Origin of the sequence: Pseudomonas sp. CCI1.1 (genome assembly GCF_034348165.1) — a bacterium.
GTDB classification, from domain to species: Bacteria; Pseudomonadota; Gammaproteobacteria; order Pseudomonadales; family Pseudomonadaceae; genus Aquipseudomonas; species Aquipseudomonas paracarnis.
Genome location: NZ_CP133780.1, coordinates 4,083,220 through 4,099,163 on the forward strand (window position 1 = coordinate 4,083,220; position 15,944 = coordinate 4,099,163).

Annotated in this window: 15 protein-coding genes; 9 read left to right on the forward strand and 6 right to left on the reverse strand. The window is 61.1% G+C overall.

Annotated features, from left to right (window positions below; translation table 11 throughout):
- Positions 1-87: 87 nt before the first annotated feature.
- From RHM69_RS18515 to RHM69_RS18550, 8 genes are all read left to right on the forward strand, one after another.
- Positions 88-2,010 carry a putative nucleotidyltransferase substrate binding domain-containing protein gene (locus RHM69_RS18515; protein WP_032902344.1) on the forward strand — a complete coding sequence of 641 codons (1,923 nt, stop codon included), beginning with the start codon at positions 88-90 and terminating at the stop codon, positions 2,008-2,010.
- Positions 2,007-2,714 (forward strand): PolC-type DNA polymerase III, encoded by a 708-nt coding sequence (locus RHM69_RS18520; protein WP_200600084.1) that lies wholly within the window; start codon positions 2,007-2,009, stop codon positions 2,712-2,714. Before RHM69_RS18515 ends, RHM69_RS18520 begins: the two co-directional genes overlap by 4 nt.
- Positions 2,715-2,868: 154 nt before the next feature.
- The gene (locus RHM69_RS18525) at positions 2,869-3,387 is read left to right on the forward strand and encodes an RNA polymerase sigma factor (RefSeq protein ID WP_019817419.1); all 519 of its coding nucleotides are present in this window, start codon (positions 2,869-2,871) and stop codon (positions 3,385-3,387) included.
- Complete coding sequence (locus RHM69_RS18530; protein WP_019817420.1) at positions 3,384-4,352, forward strand: FecR domain-containing protein; 969 nt, start codon at positions 3,384-3,386, stop codon at positions 4,350-4,352. The genes RHM69_RS18525 and RHM69_RS18530 overlap by 4 nt, the downstream gene beginning before the upstream one ends.
- Before the next feature lie 207 nt (positions 4,353-4,559).
- Positions 4,560-6,989 carry a TonB-dependent siderophore receptor gene (locus tag RHM69_RS18535; protein WP_200600086.1) on the forward strand — a complete coding sequence of 810 codons (2,430 nt, stop codon included), beginning with the start codon at positions 4,560-4,562 and terminating at the stop codon, positions 6,987-6,989.
- A gap of 62 nt (positions 6,990-7,051) precedes the next feature.
- Positions 7,052-8,155, forward strand: a complete 1,104-nt coding sequence (locus RHM69_RS18540; protein ID WP_032902316.1) for a PepSY-associated TM helix domain-containing protein — start codon at positions 7,052-7,054, stop codon at positions 8,153-8,155.
- The gene (locus RHM69_RS18545) at positions 8,152-8,334 is read left to right on the forward strand and encodes a hypothetical protein (RefSeq protein ID WP_014720221.1); all 183 of its coding nucleotides are present in this window, start codon (positions 8,152-8,154) and stop codon (positions 8,332-8,334) included. The genes RHM69_RS18540 and RHM69_RS18545 overlap by 4 nt, the downstream gene beginning before the upstream one ends.
- A 161-nt stretch (positions 8,335-8,495) precedes the next feature.
- Complete coding sequence (locus RHM69_RS18550) at positions 8,496-9,125, forward strand: glutathione S-transferase (RefSeq protein ID WP_020302151.1); 630 nt, start codon at positions 8,496-8,498, stop codon at positions 9,123-9,125.
- Between the two features lie 207 nt (positions 9,126-9,332).
- Here RHM69_RS18550 and creD read toward each other — a convergent pair whose 3' ends face one another.
- The 5 genes from creD to RHM69_RS18575 form a co-directional block, all read right to left on the reverse strand.
- Positions 9,333-10,682: a cell envelope integrity protein CreD gene (gene creD, locus RHM69_RS18555; protein ID WP_032902314.1), complete on the reverse strand. Its 1,350-nt coding sequence runs from the start codon at positions 10,680-10,682 to the stop codon at positions 9,333-9,335.
- Between the two features lie 51 nt (positions 10,683-10,733).
- Positions 10,734-12,173: a two-component system sensor histidine kinase CreC gene (gene creC, locus RHM69_RS18560; RefSeq protein WP_038451771.1), complete on the reverse strand. Its 1,440-nt coding sequence runs from the start codon at positions 12,171-12,173 to the stop codon at positions 10,734-10,736.
- Positions 12,173-12,841 carry a two-component system response regulator CreB gene (creB, locus tag RHM69_RS18565; protein WP_019817425.1) on the reverse strand — a complete coding sequence of 223 codons (669 nt, stop codon included), beginning with the start codon at positions 12,839-12,841 and terminating at the stop codon, positions 12,173-12,175. Before creB ends, creC begins: the two co-directional genes overlap by 1 nt.
- An 8-nt stretch (positions 12,842-12,849) precedes the next feature.
- Positions 12,850-13,350, reverse strand: coding sequence for an ATP-dependent zinc protease (locus RHM69_RS18570; RefSeq protein ID WP_014720226.1), 501 nt, complete (start codon positions 13,348-13,350; stop codon positions 12,850-12,852).
- 85 nt (positions 13,351-13,435) lie between these two features.
- Positions 13,436-14,398 (reverse strand): IS30-like element ISPpu17 family transposase, encoded by a 963-nt coding sequence (locus RHM69_RS18575; protein WP_004577240.1) that lies wholly within the window; start codon positions 14,396-14,398, stop codon positions 13,436-13,438.
- A 192-nt stretch (positions 14,399-14,590) separates the two neighbouring features.
- Between RHM69_RS18575 and RHM69_RS18580 the strand changes: the two genes are divergently transcribed.
- Complete coding sequence (locus RHM69_RS18580) at positions 14,591-15,487, forward strand: acyltransferase (protein ID WP_020302148.1); 897 nt, start codon at positions 14,591-14,593, stop codon at positions 15,485-15,487.
- A 33-nt stretch (positions 15,488-15,520) separates the two neighbouring features.
- Here RHM69_RS18580 and RHM69_RS18585 read toward each other — a convergent pair whose 3' ends face one another.
- Entirely contained in the window at positions 15,521-15,799 is a 279-nt protein-coding gene (locus RHM69_RS18585; RefSeq protein ID WP_133633502.1) for a hypothetical protein, read from the reverse strand.
- Positions 15,800-15,944: the final 145 nt, after the last annotated feature.

The following is a 15,944-nucleotide window of genomic DNA, read 5'->3' on the forward strand; positions in this document are numbered from 1 at the left end:
TCGACCTAGACTTACGTCCAATGGGCACCCACTGCGCAGGAGTCGACCATGCAGCACGATAACGACAAAAACACTGCGGTCACTGTTATGAGTAAAGCTGATGCATTCGCACAGGCGGGTAAAACCGCTGTGTTGCAGAACATCCACGGCACCCTGCAATTCCTGCAACGCTTCCCGCCGTTCAACCAGATGGAACAGGCGCACCTGGCTTTCCTGGTGGAACAGTGCCAACTGCGTTTCTACGGCCCCGGCGACAGCATCCTCAAACCGTCGGGCGGCCCGGTCGAGCACTTTTATATCGTCAAGCAGGGGCGGGTCGTGGGTGAGCGGCCAGACTCGGCAGACACCACCTTTGAAATCGCCACCGGCGAATGCTTCCCCCTCGCCGCCTTGCTGGGTGAGCGCGCGACCCGTACAGAACACAAAGCCGCTGAAGACACCTTCTGCCTGCAATTGAACAAACCGGCCTTTATCAAGCTGTTCGCGCTGTCCAGCCCGTTTCGTGATTTCGCCTTGCGCGGGGTCAGCAGCCTGCTCGACCAGGTCAACCAGCAGGTACAGCAAAAAGCCGTGGAAACCCTCGGCACCCAATATTCCTTGAATACCCGCCTGGGTGAATTGGCCATGCGCCACCCGGTCACCTGCAGCCCGCACACAGCGTTGCGCGAAGCGGTGACCTTGATGCACGAACAGCAAGTCGGCAGCATTGTGATCGTCAACGAACACAAAGCGCCCCTGGGCATCTTCACCCTGCGCGATCTGCGCCAGGTGGTCGCCGATGGCACCAGCGACTTCAGCCAGAGCATTGCCGGGCACATGACCCAGGCGCCGTTTTACTTGAGCCCGGAGCACAGCGCGTTCGACGCGGCCATCGCCATGACCGAACGGCATATCGCCCATGTGTGTCTGGTGCAAGACCAGCGCCTGTGTGGCGTGGTCTCCGAGCGTGACTTGTTTTCCTTGCAGCGTGTGGACCTGGTGCACCTGGCCCGCACCATCCGCAACGCGCCCCGGGTGGAAAACCTGGTGGCGATTCGCGGTGAAATCGGCCAGTTGGTAGAGCGCATGCTCGCCCATGGCGCCTCATCCACCCAGATCACCCATATCATTACGCTGCTCAACGACCACACCGTGTGCCGGGTGATCGAGCTGACCCTCGCGGAAAAAGGCGACCCCGGCGTGCCCTTCAGTTGGCTGTGTTTTGGCAGCGAAGGCCGCCGCGAACAAACGCTGTACACCGACCAGGACAACGGCATCCTGTTCGAGGCCAAGGACGCCGTCGAAGCCGCCGAAAGGCGTGAGCGCTTGCTACCGCTGGCGCAGCACATCAACCAAAGCCTGGCGCTGTGCGGCTTCAGCCTGTGCAAGGGCAATATCATGGCCGGCAACCCCGAGCTGTGCTTGTCCCGCGTGGAGTGGGCGCGGCGCTTCGGCGCGTTCATTCGTGAGGCGACGCCGGAAAACCTGCTGGGCTCAAGCATCTATTTTGACTTGCGCGTGGTGTGGGGCGAAGAGCGCGGTTGCGAGCAACTGCGCCAGGGCATTCTCGATCAGGTGGCGGATAACCGCTTGTTCCAACGCATGCTGGCCGAAAACGCGCTACTACGACGCCCGCCGGTAGGGCGTTTTCGCGAGTTCGTGCTGACCCGCAAAAATGGCGAAAAGGCCACCCTCGACCTCAAGGTGCAGGGCCTTACGCCTTTTGTAGATGGCGCGCGCCTGTTGGCCCTGGCCAATGGCATCCACGCCAACAACACCCTGGAACGCCTGCGCCAGTTGGTGGACAAGGCCGTGATCGAACCCCTGGATGGCGCCGCCTATGAAGAGGCCTACCACTTTATCCAGCAGACCCGCATGCAGCAGCACCAATTGCAGACCCGCGAGAACTTGCCCTATTCCAACCGCGTCGACCCCGACAGCCTCAACCACCTGGACCGGCGCATCCTGCGTGAGTCCCTGCGCCAGGCCCAACGCCTGCAAAGCAGCCTGAGCTTGCGGTATCAGCTGTGAGTTTGTTTGGCTGGCTGCGCGCCAAAAAGCCCGGGCTCAACCCCGCGCAACAGCAGCGCCTGGAGCAGTTACCCAAGCCCGCCGAACTGGGCAACGGCCCATTGCGCAGCCAGCGCTGGGTAGTGGTGGACCTGGAAACCAGCGGCCTGAACCTTCACCGCGACCAGGTGCTGTCCATCGGCGCCGTGGTCATCGAAGACGGTGCGGTGGATTTCTCCCAACTGTTCGAACGCACCCTGCAGCGCACCGACACCAAGCTCAGCCCCAGTGTGCTGATCCACGGGCTGGGGCCCAGTGCAATTGCCGCCGGCAGCGACCCGGCCGAGGCGTTGCTGGATTTCATGGCGTTCGTGGGCGACAGCCCTCTGCTGGCTTTTCATGCGCCGTTTGATCAACACATGCTGTGCCGGGCGCTCAAGGACAGCCTGGGGTATCGCCTGGCCCATCCATTCCTGGATGTGGCAGACCTGGCTCCGCTGTTGTGCCCTGAGGCGCATATCCGCAAGGCCGGGCTGGATGATTGGCTCAACCACTTCAGGCTACAGGCTGGCGAACGCCACCATGCCAGCGCCGATGCACTGGCGACGGCGGAGCTGATGTTGATCCTGTTCAGCCGGGCGCGGCAGCAACAGATCGATACGCCCCAGGCGCTGAATGAGCGTTTGGCCCAATGGAAACGACGCAAACAGTCCCCTTCCCTTTAACGCTTCGCGCCCGACGCGGAGCATCGCGGGATGCATTCCCACGCCGAGCGTGGGAACGATCACCCGACAGACGCCAATTGCGCCCACCCTACGCCTCTGACACAATCGCGAATAATTCTCGTTAGTTTAAACCTCTTGTTTATTCGGTGATGCCTTGTCGTCGGTCCAGACCCCACGCAGTGAGCTTGTTGGTGCGTTATATCGCGACCACCGTGGCTGGCTGTTGGCTTGGCTGCGACGCAACGTGGGGTGCCCAAGCCGCGCCGAAGACCTGAGCCAGGACACCTTCATGCGCCTGCTGGGCCGTGACGAGTTGCGCGAGCCCCGCGAACCGCGGGCGTTCCTGGTGGCCATCGCCAAGGGTTTGCTGTTCGACTATTTCCGACGTGCGGCCCTGGAACAGGCCTACCTCACCGAATTGATGCTGATCCCGGAAAGCGAACAGCCTTCGCCGGAAGCCCAGCAACTGATCCTCGAAGACCTCAAGGCCATCGACCGCCTGCTCGGCAAACTGTCGAGCAAGGCCCGCGCCGCGTTCCTCTATAACCGCCTCGACGGCCTGGGCCATGCCGAAATCGCCCAGCGCCTGGGCGTGTCGGTGCCCCGCGTGCGCCAATACCTGGCCCAGGGCATTCGCCAGTGCTACATCGCACTGTATGGCGAGCCGTCGTGACCGCGATCGGCTCCAAACCGGTGTCGTCGCGCGTGCTGGATGCCGCGATTGCCTGGCAGCTGTCCCTCGACTCGGGCGACGGCAGCGCGGTGGAACAGGAAGAGTTCAGCAAGTGGCTGGCCAGTGATGAGGAACACGCCCGCGCCTGGCGCCAGTTGGGCATGCTCGACCAGCGTTTCAGTGTGGCCTCGGGCCCGGCTCGGGCGGCGCTGCTGCAGTCGCGCCACGGCATTCGCCAGCGCGTGCGCAAACTGGGCCGGGGCTTGGCCAGTATCGTGCTGGTGTGCGGCCTGGCGCTGTTTGCCGGTGAGCGTTACGTGCCTATTCACTATTGGCTGGCCGACCAGCGCACCGCCACCGGTGAACAGCGCACGCTGAAGCTGGCGGACGGCACGCGGATCAACCTCAACACCCACAGCGCCATTGATGTGCGCTTCGACGAAACACGCCGCTTGATCGTGTTGCAGGCAGGCGAAATTCTCGTCGAAACCGGCCACGACGATTCACGCCCTTTCTACGTGCAAACCCGCGACGGCAGCCTGCGGGCGCTGGGTACTCGGTTTATCGTCAAGCGCGAAGACGACGCTACGCGCCTGAGTGTGTTGCAGTCAGCCGTGGCCGCCCAGCCCGAGGCGTTGCACCACGAACAGGTGTTCAAGGCGGGCCAGCAGGTGCTGATGCGCAGCGACGGCCTTGGCCCGTTGCTGGCCGTCACCCCGGCCACCGATGCCTGGACGCGCGGCATGCTGGTAGTGGACAACGCTCGGCTGGGGGATGTGATCGAGGAGTTGGCGCGCTATCGCACCGGCTACCTGGGGGTGGATAACAACGTGGCCGACCTGCGCATCACCGGCAGTTTCCCGCTGCATGACACCACGTTGGCATTAAATGCGCTGTTGCCGACTTTGCCGGTGCAGATCGAGCAGCACACGACGTGGTGGGTGACCGTCAAGGGTAAGCCTTAGGTCCTGCAGCGCCTGGGCGATTGCTATCGCAGGCAAGCCAGCTCCCACATTTCGAATTGCGAACACCTTCAACTGTGGGAGCTGGCTTGCCTGCGATGAGGCCCTCAAGCACACCTGCGAAAAATATTTTCACTCATCCCTATCACTTTTCGATTCTCGCTCGGCACCTAGGCAATTGAGAAATATTTCCATTCAGGAGCCGCCCTTATGTCCCGCACGCTAGACACCTTGTTGCGCCCCAGCCTGTTAGCCATGGCGATCGCCCTCAGCGCCCCGCTCGCCAGCACCCCGCTGATCGCCGCCGAACAAGCCTCCAGCGTGCGCGCCTATAACCTGCCCGCTGCGCCCCTGGCCACCACCCTGAACCAGATCGCCAGCCAGGCCGGCCTGGCGCTGACCCTCAACCCCGCACTCGCCGCCGGCAAGACCTCGGCACCGGTCAAAGGCCAGTTCGATGCGCAGGGCGCGTTGCGGGAAGCCTTGCGGGGGACGGGGTTGCAGTTGGAGCAGAGCAGTGCGGGCACTTACACCCTGATGCCGGTCCCGGAGGGCGTCGTTGCCTTGCCGACCACCAACATCAACGGCCAAGGCAGCTATGAAAGCGCTTGGGGGCCGGTGGAAGGATATGTAGCAAAGCGCACCGCCGCCGGCACCAAAACCGATACTGCGCTGGTCGAGGCACCACGCTCGATCTCGGTAGCCACCCGCGAGCAAATGCAGGACCGTAACGTGCAGAACCTCGACGATGCGGTCAAATACATGCCCGGTATTGTGTCTGCCAGCTACGGCAGCGACACCCGTTACGACTGGATGCGCGTACGCGGCTTCGAGCCGACGCAATTCCTCGATGGCCTGCCACTGCCCCGTGGCGTGTACGCCAACCCAAAAGCCGAAACCTGGAACCTCGACCGCCTCGCCCTGCTGCGCGGTCCGGCCTCGTCAGTCTATGGCCAGACCCCTCCGGGCGGCCTGCTGGATATGGTCAGCCGCCGCCCCAGCGCTGAATCGAGCCACGCCATCCAGATGCAATACGGCAGTGACAACTATCGCCAGATCAATTTCGAAAGCACTGGCAAGATCGATGATGAGGGCCAGTTTCTCTACAGCGTTGGCGGCGTGGTGCGCGATGCCGGTACCCAGGTCGATCACATCGACAACAAGCGGTACAACATCGCACCGAGCTTGACCTGGAATATCGACACCGATACCAAGCTGACCTTGCTGTCACAGTTCACCCGTGACGATACCGGGGCGACCAGCCAGTTCCTGCCGATAGTCGGCACCAAGATCAAATCGCCACTGGGTGACGTTTCGCATCATAAGAACCTGGGCGATCCGGACTACGAGTTCTACGACCGTACCTATTACGCACTCGGCTACGCATTCGAGCACCGCTTCAACGATACCTGGCAGTTCAAACAGAATCTGCGTTACACCAAATCAGAATTGTCGTTCCAACAATTGACCGTGGGCGCCTTTGGCTGGGCACCGGTCGACGCCGAAGGCAATATGGACCGTTCTTCGACCAATGTGGACGAGAACATCGGACAATTGGCGGTAGATAACAACTTTCAGGCCGACTTCTCCACCGGCGACGTCACCCACACCCTTCTACTCGGGCTTGACCACCAGCGTACCGATACCTCGTACTTGTCGATTTACGGGCAGGCCGGACGCGTCAACATCTTCAACCCGGTCAACACCACGCCAGTTGAACGCCCCGCCCGTTCCAGCGCTTTCTACGACTACAACCAGAAAACCATCCAGACCGGTCTCTACGTTCAGGACCAGATGGCTCTTGATAACTGGCGCCTGACCCTGGGGGGCCGTGAAGACTGGGTGCACCAGGGCACTACGTACCTCAACAAAAACGACGCGACCAATACTGACCGCAGCAAGAATTTCAGCGGTAACGCGGCACTGAGCTATGTGTTCGACTCGGGCTTCGTACCGTATATCTCCTACGCCGAATCTTTCCAGCCAGCGAGCAACGCCAGCGCCTCTCCTACAGAATCCTATAAACCCACCGAAGGCAAGCAGTGGGAATTGGGGATCAAGTACCAACCGCCGGGTTCGAACACGCTACTCAGTGCCGCGCTGTATGACCTGGCCCAGAAAAACGTTCTGGTCAGCAGCTTCCAGTCCGGTGGTGTGTCTGTCACCGACCAGACCGGCGAAGTGAAAGTCAAAGGCCTGGAGCTGGAAGCCGTATCTGACGTGACCGAAAACCTCAAAGTGATCGCCGCCTACACGTTGGCCAAATCCGAAGTGCAAAAAGGCGAATTCAAAGGCAACCGCCTGCAACTGATGCCTACCCAGCAAGCATCCTTGTGGACCGACTACACCTGGCACACCGGCGCCCTCGACGGTTTCGGTATCGGCTTCGGCGCCCGCTACACCGGCAACACCTACGGCGACCAGGCCAATACCTGGGCCGGCAAGGCCAACGCCTACACCGTCTTCGACGGCGCGGTGCACTACGACCTCGGCCGCCTGGACAACAGCCTCAAGGGCGCGTCGGTGAAAGTGAACGCGACCAACCTGTTTAACAAAGACTACATTTCCACCTGCGATGGCTCCTATTGCTACTTCGGCGACCAACGCAGCGTAGTCGCCAGCGCCACCTACCAGTGGTAATCAGCTGAGCTAACCACCAGGCCGCCCAACAGGGCGGCTTTGGTGCATCTGAAGGCTAGACAATGAAAAGCAAAACCATCCGCCGCTGGTCCTTCATCCACACCTGGACCAGCCTGATCTGCACCGTATTCCTGCTGCTGCTCGCCCTCACCGGCCTGCCGTTGGTGTTTCACCACGAGATCGACCACCTGCTGGGCAATGAACCCGAACTGGCGCAGATGCCTGCCGATACGCCCCGGCTCAACCTTGAGCAGCTTGTGGCTAAAGCCCAGGCCCATCGCCCCGGCGACGCCATGCAGTACCTTGCCTGGGACGAAGACGACAAGAACGGTGTGATCGCGATCATGGCCGCCACAGCCGGTACCGAGCCGAATTCGTCGCACACCTTCATGCTCGACGCCCGCACTGGCCAAGCCGTGGAAACCCCCGCAGCCAATGGCGGGCTGACCCTGTTCCTGCTGCGCCTGCATGTGGATATGTTTGCCGGGTTGCCGGGCAAGTTGTTGCTGGCGTTCATGGGCCTTCTGTTTGTGCTGGCGATTATCTCGGGCACGGTGTTGTACCTGCCGTTCATGCGTCGCTTGAAGTTCGCCACGGTGCGCCAGGACAAGTCCACTCGCCTGCGCTGGCTCGACCTGCACAACCTGATCGGCGTGGTCACTTTGACCTGGGCGTTGGTGGTGGGGGTAACCGGCGTGATCAGCGCCTGCGCCGACCTGATCATCGCCGCCTGGCGCCAGGACAGCCTCAGCGCCATGATCGAACCTTACAAGAACGCCCCGCCGCTGACCCAACGCGCGCCCGCCACCGAGTTGTTGAGCATTGCCGCCAAGGCCGCTCCGGGTATGGAGCCAGACTTTATCGCCTTCCCCGGCACGCGTTTTTCCAGCGAACATCACTACGCCGTGTTCATGAAGGGCAGCACCCACCTGACCTCCCATTTGCTGACCCCGGTCCTGATCGACGCCAGCACCCTGGCCGTCACCGCCATCGCCGAACGGCCTTGGTACATGGACGCCATGGGCATGTCCCAACCCCTGCATTTCGGTGATTACGGCGGCATGCCAATGAAGGTCCTGTGGGCGGTGCTGGATGTGTTGACCATCATCGTGCTGGTGAGCGGCATTTACTTATGGATCGTACGGCGCAAGGCGGCCAAGGTATGAAGCCGCGGCAGTCGAATGTCTGGAAGGTCTTTGCCATACCGCTGGGGATCGGCCTGCTCAGTGCTGCCGGGTTGTTTGCGGCGTTGCTGGGCGATGGGTGGTGGGATTCGTTGAGTTGGATCGGGCTCGGGATACCGGCAATGATGGGGGTATGGGGGTTGGTTAAGCGGCGCGCCTGAGGTCGCTATCGCAGGCAGGCCGGCTCCCACATTTTGACCTGTGAACACAGTCCAATGTGGGAGCTGGCTTGCCTGCGATGAGGCCCGCAAAAACAACGCGGCCCCTCGCCAGGCACCGCACAACCCTCTAGGCTAGCCACACTTCACCTCGAGGAATGCCCATGTCCGCCCCCAGCATGACCTTGTTCCACAACCCCGCTTCGCCCTTCGTGCGTAAAGTGCGCGTGCTGCTGATCGAGACCGGCCAGCAGGATCGTGTGGCCCTGCACGCGTGCCTGCCCACTCCGGTCAACCCGGATGCCGAAGTGCTGCAAGGCAACCCCGTGGGCAAGATCCCGGCCCTGCGCCTGGCCGACGGCTCGGTATTGCACGACAGCCGGGTGATTCTCGATTACCTCGACCACCAGCATGTCGGCAACCCGCTGATCCCCCGCGACGGCTCGGCCCGCTGGCGGCGCCTGACCCTGGCCTCGATGGCTGACGGCATCATGGATGCCGCCGTGCTGGTACGTTACGAGACCGCCATGCGCCCGCCAGAAAAACACTGGGCTCCCTGGCTGGATGAACAGCGCAACAAGATCCGCCGCGCCCTCGCCGAGCTGGAGCGGGACGCCATTGCCGAACTGGCCAGCCACTTCGACGTCGCCGCCATCAGCGTGGCCTGTGCCCTGGGCTATATCGACTTTCGCCACCCGGATATTCAGTGGCGCTCGGACACTCCCAAGCTCGCCGCCTGGTACGCCGAAGTCAGCCAGCGGGCTTCGATGCAGCAGACCCAACCCCCGGTTTGACCAGCCCCCTGCAGGAGCGAGCTTGTTGTGGCGAGGGAGCTTGCTCCCGCTCGACAGCGCAGCTGGAGCCGGCTTTATCAGGGGCGCTTCGCACCCCAGCGCAAGCAAGCTTGCTCGCCACCACAAGCTCGCTCCTACAGTGAGAGGCGGTGTGATTGAGGAAGTTGACCATCCTCGCTTTCATCTGCTGATCTTCGCGCAGCCCGATCATTGCACTTCCCCCACCTTACGCTTGCCCACCCCATACCAATCCAGTTTGCGCGTCAGCACCATCACCGTACCCAGCAGGCCAAACAGCAGCAGCGAGCCCATCAACAGTGCGTAATCCTCGGCACTGAGCAAGCCGTACAGCAAGCCATACAACGCCGCCAACCCTGCCGAAAACCCCAGGCCGTGGGCGACGCTGCGCAGCACATGGCACACGTAGAAGCCGATCAACACCACACAGGCGCTGGCCGATATCAGATAGGCCAGGGCAAAGCCCAGATGCTCGGACAACGACAACAGCAACAGATAGAAGAACGCCAGCGCCACGCCCACCAAGGCGTACTGAATCGGGTGCACCGCCAGACTCTTGAGCACTTCGAACAGAAAGAAACCAGCGAAGGTCAGCGCGATAAACAACAACGCATATTTGATCGCCCGGTCGCTCTTGAGGTACTGGTCTACCGGGTCGATGAAGTTCACACCAAAGCTGCGGTTGCTGAAATCTTCACAGCCTTGCCCGTCCAGGCAGTTCTGCAGGGCTTGTTCCAGGTTGGTGGAGAAGAAGGACGTCTGCCAGTTGGCGCTGAAGCCTTGGTCGGTAACTTCACGCTGAGCCGGCAGGAAGTTGCCGATAAAACTCGGGTGCGGCCAGTTGGACGCCAGTGATACCTGGCTGGTCTTGCCCACGGGCACCACTTGCAGTTGTTCGGTGCCTTGCAGGCGCAGGTCGAAGGCGAAGTCCAGCACGGCCGCTTTCTTGCCGTCTTGCGCAGGCAACGTCACATGCACGCCCTCACCCAGCCAGTCCACTTGCGAACCCGGCGAGAACTCCAGGCGCTGATCGCCCAGTTCCAGCTTCAACGCGTTTTCAATACCACGAATATCGCTGATCCCCACCGCCAGAAACGCTGGTTCAAAGCGGTAGTCGGCAAAGTCTTCGGTGATCCCCAACTGCGCCGGCAACTCGAAACGCCCGCTGATACGGTTGTCGGCATGGAACAGCCGCGCCTGGTAAATGCCCCGCGCACGCAGTTCGGTTTGCACTTTGCCGTCGAGCTCAAAACGGTCCGGCAGGAAATACAGACGGCCGCGTTCTTCACGGGTTTCTTCGTAGCGCTTGTTGAGCTTCTCATTGAGCTTCCACTCGCGCACCGTCTTGCGAAACGGCACCACCATCACCGGCCCGGTGAGGCGCTGGGCAAAGCTTGAGCTGCGGGCAATGTCCATCAGTACGCCGTCGCGCAGTTGCTGACGGTCGCTGATGATGCCGTTGATCATCAACAATGGAATCAGCAACAGCAGGATCAGCAGCGCAATCGCGCCCAATTTGAAAAGCAGGTTGCGGTTCATGGGTCTCTCCCTGTTTTGATGGGGAGAGTCTGCCCAGTCGGTATGGGGAATTTATGTGGGCAATGTGGAGACTGTGTGGAGATGCAGTACCGCTTGCACGCCGCCCGGTACGTTGCCGATCTGCAACGAGCCGCCGTGCAGCTTCATCACCTCCTCGACAAAGTTGAGCCCCAGGCCCGTACTTTTGCGCCCGCTGGCCGGGCGCGGCAGCGAGTAGAAACGCTCGCTCAGGCGCGGCAAGGCGTAGTCGGGAATCGCCTGCGCCTGGTTGAACAGGCTGACCTGCACCTCGTGATGCCGCACCAGCGCGCTGAACCTCAGCGTGCCGCCGGGTGGGGTGAAATCCAGAGCGTTGTCGAGCAGGTTGCCCAGGGCCTGGCGCAGCAGGAAAGGTTCGCCAAATACCCGCACATCGGGAGCGATGGCCTGCTCGACGTGCAAGCCGGCGCCTTCGACCCGCGCACATTGAGCCTTCAACACATCCTCAACCAGGGCTGCCAAAGAAATGCTCGACTGCTCTTCCAGACCTTGGCGCTGTTCCACCTGGGCCAGGTTCAACAGGCGCTCGATCAGCTGTTGCAGGCGCGCACTTTCGCTGTCGATATTGCCGACAAACCGCTGCTGCTGCTCACGGCTCATGTCGCCCTGCAACAGCTCCGCCGCACCTCGAATCGCCGCCAGCGGGCTCTTCAATTCATGGGTCAGCGTATGCACGTAGCGCTCTACGTAAGCCTTGCCTTCCAGCTGCGTGCGCATGTGCTCCACGGCGGTGGATAACTGCTTGAGCTCGCCGCCGCGATAATGCGGCAACTCGGCGCGGCGGCCCTCGCTCACGGCTTCGGCATAGGCGGTAAGGCGTCTGAGGGCCGCCGTCAGCCACCACGACAATAGCGCGCCCAGCAGCAGCCCGAGGGTGACCAGCCCGGCGCCGTACCACAACAGGCGCCGCTCGGTGCGATCCACGTAAGGTTGCAACGAGCTGTTGGGCTTGGCTACGGTGACCACGCCGATGATCTGCCCGTTGTCACGAATCGGCGCCCCCACGTGCATCACCGATGAGGTGGGGTCGTCTGCGTCGCTGCGGGTGGAGCGCGCACCGTATTCGCCGCGCAGGGTCAGGTACACGTCGTTCCATTTCGAATAGTCCTGGCCGACTGCTTCACCGCTGGAGTCGAGCAATACCCTGCCTGTGGCGTCGGTCACGTAGATGCGATGGTTGACCTGGTTTTTCGGCAGGCCCCAGATCGTCGCTCCTGGCTGGCGACTGCCATAAGCCTTGAGCAATTCGGGCCAATGGCTCTGGCCGAGGGTGCCGTTTTTAACGTCTGCACGCAGGATTTCAGCCAGCAGGTTGGCGGTGTCCACCAATGTTTCTTCGGTGGACTGGCGCACGCCGGGGCGGATTTCCTTCATCACAGTGTTGAGCACGAAGTAGCCGGTCAGGCCGATAAACAGCGCATACACCAGGAAAATCCGCAGCCCAAGGCGCATCAGCTGTGGCTCGGGCTGTAGCTGTAGCCGAGGCCGCGATGGGTCTGGATCGGCTCGGCATCCGCCGCCACACTCCTGAGCTTGCTGCGCAGGCTCTTGATATGGCTATCGATATTGCGCTCATAACCGGCATCAAAGGGTACGCCCACCGCATCCAGCAGTTGTTCGCGGCTGAACACGCGCTCGGGTTGGTCCAGCAGACTTTGCAGCAGGCGGAACTCATGCCGCGTGAGGCTCAAGGGTTGGCCGCGATAGAGAATCTGCATGCGTTCCAGATCCACTTGGAACAGGGTTGGCGCCACACCCGGGCCGACCCGCTTGAGAATCGCCCTGACCCGCGCCGCCACTTCCCGCGGGCTGAAAGGCTTGACCACATAATCGTCGGCACCGATCTCCAGCCCCACCACCCGGTCGATCTCGGCATCCCGTGCGCTGAGGAACATCACCGGCACTTCACTGAAGCGGCGCAATTGCTTGCAGGTTTCAAAGCCGGTGATGTCCGGCAGGCCGATGTCGAGAATGATCAGGTCAGCCGGGGTCTGGCGCTGATGCTCCAGCGCCGCCTGGCCGAGCGTCAGCCAAGTGGTGGTGAAGCCCTCGCCTTGCAGGGCAAAGATCAGCGTGTCGGCTATCGCCGCTTCGTCTTCGACAATCAGGATGTGCGGCATGGGTTCGATCAGCAGTCCGGTTTGTCGGCAGTGTAGCGACGTGCCGGGTTTACCGCAGCGCCAAATTCACGCAAGGCCTTGGCGCCGATCAGCAGCGGGTAGTTGAAGCTGCTGCGGTCGGTGAGGTTGACCTCGACGGTGCGCTTGACGTCGCCCAGGCACATCTCCAGATCGATCACCGGGCGCTTGGCCACACTGGCTTCGTCCTTGTCATCATCTTCGTCGGCGCGGCTCTTGATCTTGCTGATGCGCGACACCTTGTGCTCATAGACCTTGTTACCCGCGTCTTCACCGCCGAGGCGGAAGCGCACCCAGTCATCGCCGTCGCGCTGAAAGGTTTCGATGTCGCGCGCCGACAGCGAGGCGGTCAGCGCGCCGGTGTCCATCTTGGCCTTGAACGTCTGGCCGATCTCCGGCAACTGGATGTATTCGTAGCGACCGTAGAGGGTCGGTTCGGCGGCCATGACAGGCACAGCAACCAGGGCGAACGCGGCAAGGAGCAATTTCACGGCAGGATTTCCTCGAAAGAAGTGGGCGGAGTCTAGACCGCAAACACGGCACTTAGTTGGCTGAGCGAGCATATCGCGCCTGAATTCAACACATAAGTGCAACGCTCACCCCTGTATGCACTTCGTACGGCGTCTTCCAGCCCAAGCGCTTGCGCGGGCGTAGATTGATCCTCGCTACTGTCCGATTGACGGCTTCGACGGTCAGCTTGCTGAAGTCGCTGCCCTTGGGGAAATACTGGCGGAGCAGACCGTTGGTGTTTTCATTGGTGCCACGTTGCCAGGATGAATAGGGGTCTGCAAAAAAGACCTGGCACTGGCTCCGTAGCGCGATGCGTTCATGCCCGGCAAACTCCCTTCCGTTATCCAGCGTCAGCGTGTGAGCGGCATGGCCCTGAAGCATCAGATTGATCGCCCGCGTTACCTGCCGGCGCGTTCTGCGCTTGACCGGATAGGCGCTCAGATAGCCGCTTTTGCGATCAACCAGGGTCACCAGGTTACCGCCCAGTCCATGTACCGTATCGCCCTCCCAGTCCCCCAGGCGCTCGCGGCTTTCGACCTCGGCTGGGCGTTCACTGATTGACACGCGATTACGCAGCTGCCCGCGCCGATCGTGGCTTCCATAGCGTTTCCGGTAGCGCTTTCGGCGATGTCGCAGATAGGTATAAAGCTCACCACCGGCGCGCTGTTCGGCGGCAATGAACCGATAAATCCACTCATGGCTGACCGCCCGGCTTGGCTGCTCCTGCTTCAACCGCTGGGCGATCTGCTCCGGACTCATGCCATGCTTGAGCCACACCGGGAGATGATGGCTGAGCCATGTCGCCGGCTTGCAAAACTTGCGCGCACCCGCTCGACGAGCATCACTTTCATGGGCCGCAGAAACAGCCTTGTAGATATTCTGGGTGCTGTTGCGGCGAACCTCGCGACTGATCGTCGAGGGATGCACGCCGACCCGCTTTGCAATGCTCGCCTGGCTCTCTGCGGCGCTCAAGCCAGCCTCAATCTGGTAACGTTGTCCCTGAGTCAGCTGCCGGTAATGCGTAGTCATCTGCGCTTGAATCCTTCGGTGTGAGAGCCTGGATTCTACCGGTGGCTGGCTCTCTGCCTCTCGTTTCAAGCGTTGCGCTTATTCTATGAATTCAGGGCGCACAGTGTGAAACATTCGTGCGGCATTTTGCGATTTGGCCTCTAGACTCACCTTGCTTATCATGGCCCGCCCACAGAATTCCAAGAGTTGCTTATGCGCCGCCTGCTCACCGGCTGTCTGGTTACACTGCTGCTGTTACTCAACACGCTGATCCTGATCGGCCCCTTGATGGTCTTCGCCTTGCTCAAGCTGGTGGCGCCGGGCCGCTCGCGTGACTATGCGTCCTGGGCGGTGATGTGGATCGCCGAGACCTGGGCCGAGATCGACAAGCTGATCTTCTCGCTGTGCATTCCAACCCAATGGGATATTCGCGGCGGTGAGGACCTGCGCAGGGACACCTCCTACCTCGTCATCAGCAACCATCAATCCTGGGTGGATATCCCGGCGCTGATCCAGGCGCTGAACCGGCGCACGCCGTTCTTCAAGTTCTTCCTGAAAAAAGAACTGATCTGGGTGCCCTTCCTCGGCCTGGCCTGGTGGGCGCTGGATTACCCCTTCATGAAGCGCTACACCAAGGCATTCCTGGCCAAGCACCCGGAGCTGGCGGGGCAGGATCTGAAAATCACCAAAGAGGCCTGCGAGCTGTTCAAGCGTCAGCCGGTGACGGTGGTCAATTACCTGGAAGGCACGCGGTTCAGCGAGGCCAAGCGTGCGCAGCAAAGTTCACCCTTTACTCGACTACTCAAGCCCAAGGCAGGCGGCGTGGCGTTTGTGCTGGCAGCAATGGGTGAACAGCTGGACGCGGTACTCGACGTGACCGTGGCCTACCCACAACAAAAGATTCCAGGGTTCTGGGACCTGATCAGCGGCGCGGTGCCGAAGGTGATCGTGGATATCCGCACCCGCGAGCTGGACCCGGCGTTGTGGCAAGGGGATTACGAGAACGATCCGGCGTTTCGCCAGACCCTCCAGAACTGGGTCAACCAGCTCTGGAGGGAAAAGGACCGTCGAATTCACGAACTGCTGGAAAACAGTGGGGAGCAACGATGACCGCCTGGCCCCGCAAGATGCTACGAAACCTGACTATAGACAGCGGAAAGCGTGCTTTCGGGCAAGGCCGTTGAACAGAGCTGTCGCTGACCAAGCATTATCAATTCCACCCAGCACAATAGAACGAAGCCCAGGCGACAGATCTTCGACATTTTTTTTGAAGCGACTCGCCGATGCTGTGTAGCTGTCAGAGTGAATCCCCATCTCTTCCAGGCGCGAGCGCAACGCTTGATCATCAGCGCCACTGCGTGAAAGAGGAGGCGGACTGAAATAGTTTTTGATGTCTGGAGTTTGTGTCCCGTTGATATTCAAAACGCCACCACTCATAGGTCATTAATGAAACCTTCCAAGGTCGTCGTAAACGAGACCTTGGAAGGTACCTTTATTGTGGTGTCTTGCTTCTTACGGTTCCCTACAACCTTGTGATATTTACCGGTATGACATTTCAGTCTTGCTC

Coding starts and splice junctions, on each gene's coding strand:
- RHM69_RS18515 (WP_032902344.1), top strand. CDS start 88: ATGAGTAAAGCTGATGCATTCGCACAGGCGGGTAAAACCGCTGTGTTG.
- RHM69_RS18535 (WP_200600086.1), top strand. CDS start 4,560: ATGTCCCGCACGCTAGACACCTTGTTGCGCCCCAGCCTGTTAGCCATG.
- RHM69_RS18540 (WP_032902316.1), top strand. CDS start 7,052: ATGAAAAGCAAAACCATCCGCCGCTGGTCCTTCATCCACACCTGGACC.
- RHM69_RS18545 (WP_014720221.1), top strand. CDS start 8,152: ATGAAGCCGCGGCAGTCGAATGTCTGGAAGGTCTTTGCCATACCGCTG.
- RHM69_RS18550 (WP_020302151.1), top strand. CDS start 8,496: ATGTCCGCCCCCAGCATGACCTTGTTCCACAACCCCGCTTCGCCCTTC.
- creD (WP_032902314.1), bottom strand. CDS start 10,682: ATGAACCGCAACCTGCTTTTCAAATTGGGCGCGATTGCGCTGCTGATC.
- creC (WP_038451771.1), bottom strand. CDS start 12,173: ATGCGCCTTGGGCTGCGGATTTTCCTGGTGTATGCGCTGTTTATCGGC.
- creB (WP_019817425.1), bottom strand. CDS start 12,841: ATGCCGCACATCCTGATTGTCGAAGACGAAGCGGCGATAGCCGACACG.
- RHM69_RS18575 (WP_004577240.1), bottom strand. CDS start 14,398: ATGACTACGCATTACCGGCAGCTGACTCAGGGACAACGTTACCAGATT.
- RHM69_RS18580 (WP_020302148.1), top strand. CDS start 14,591: ATGCGCCGCCTGCTCACCGGCTGTCTGGTTACACTGCTGCTGTTACTC.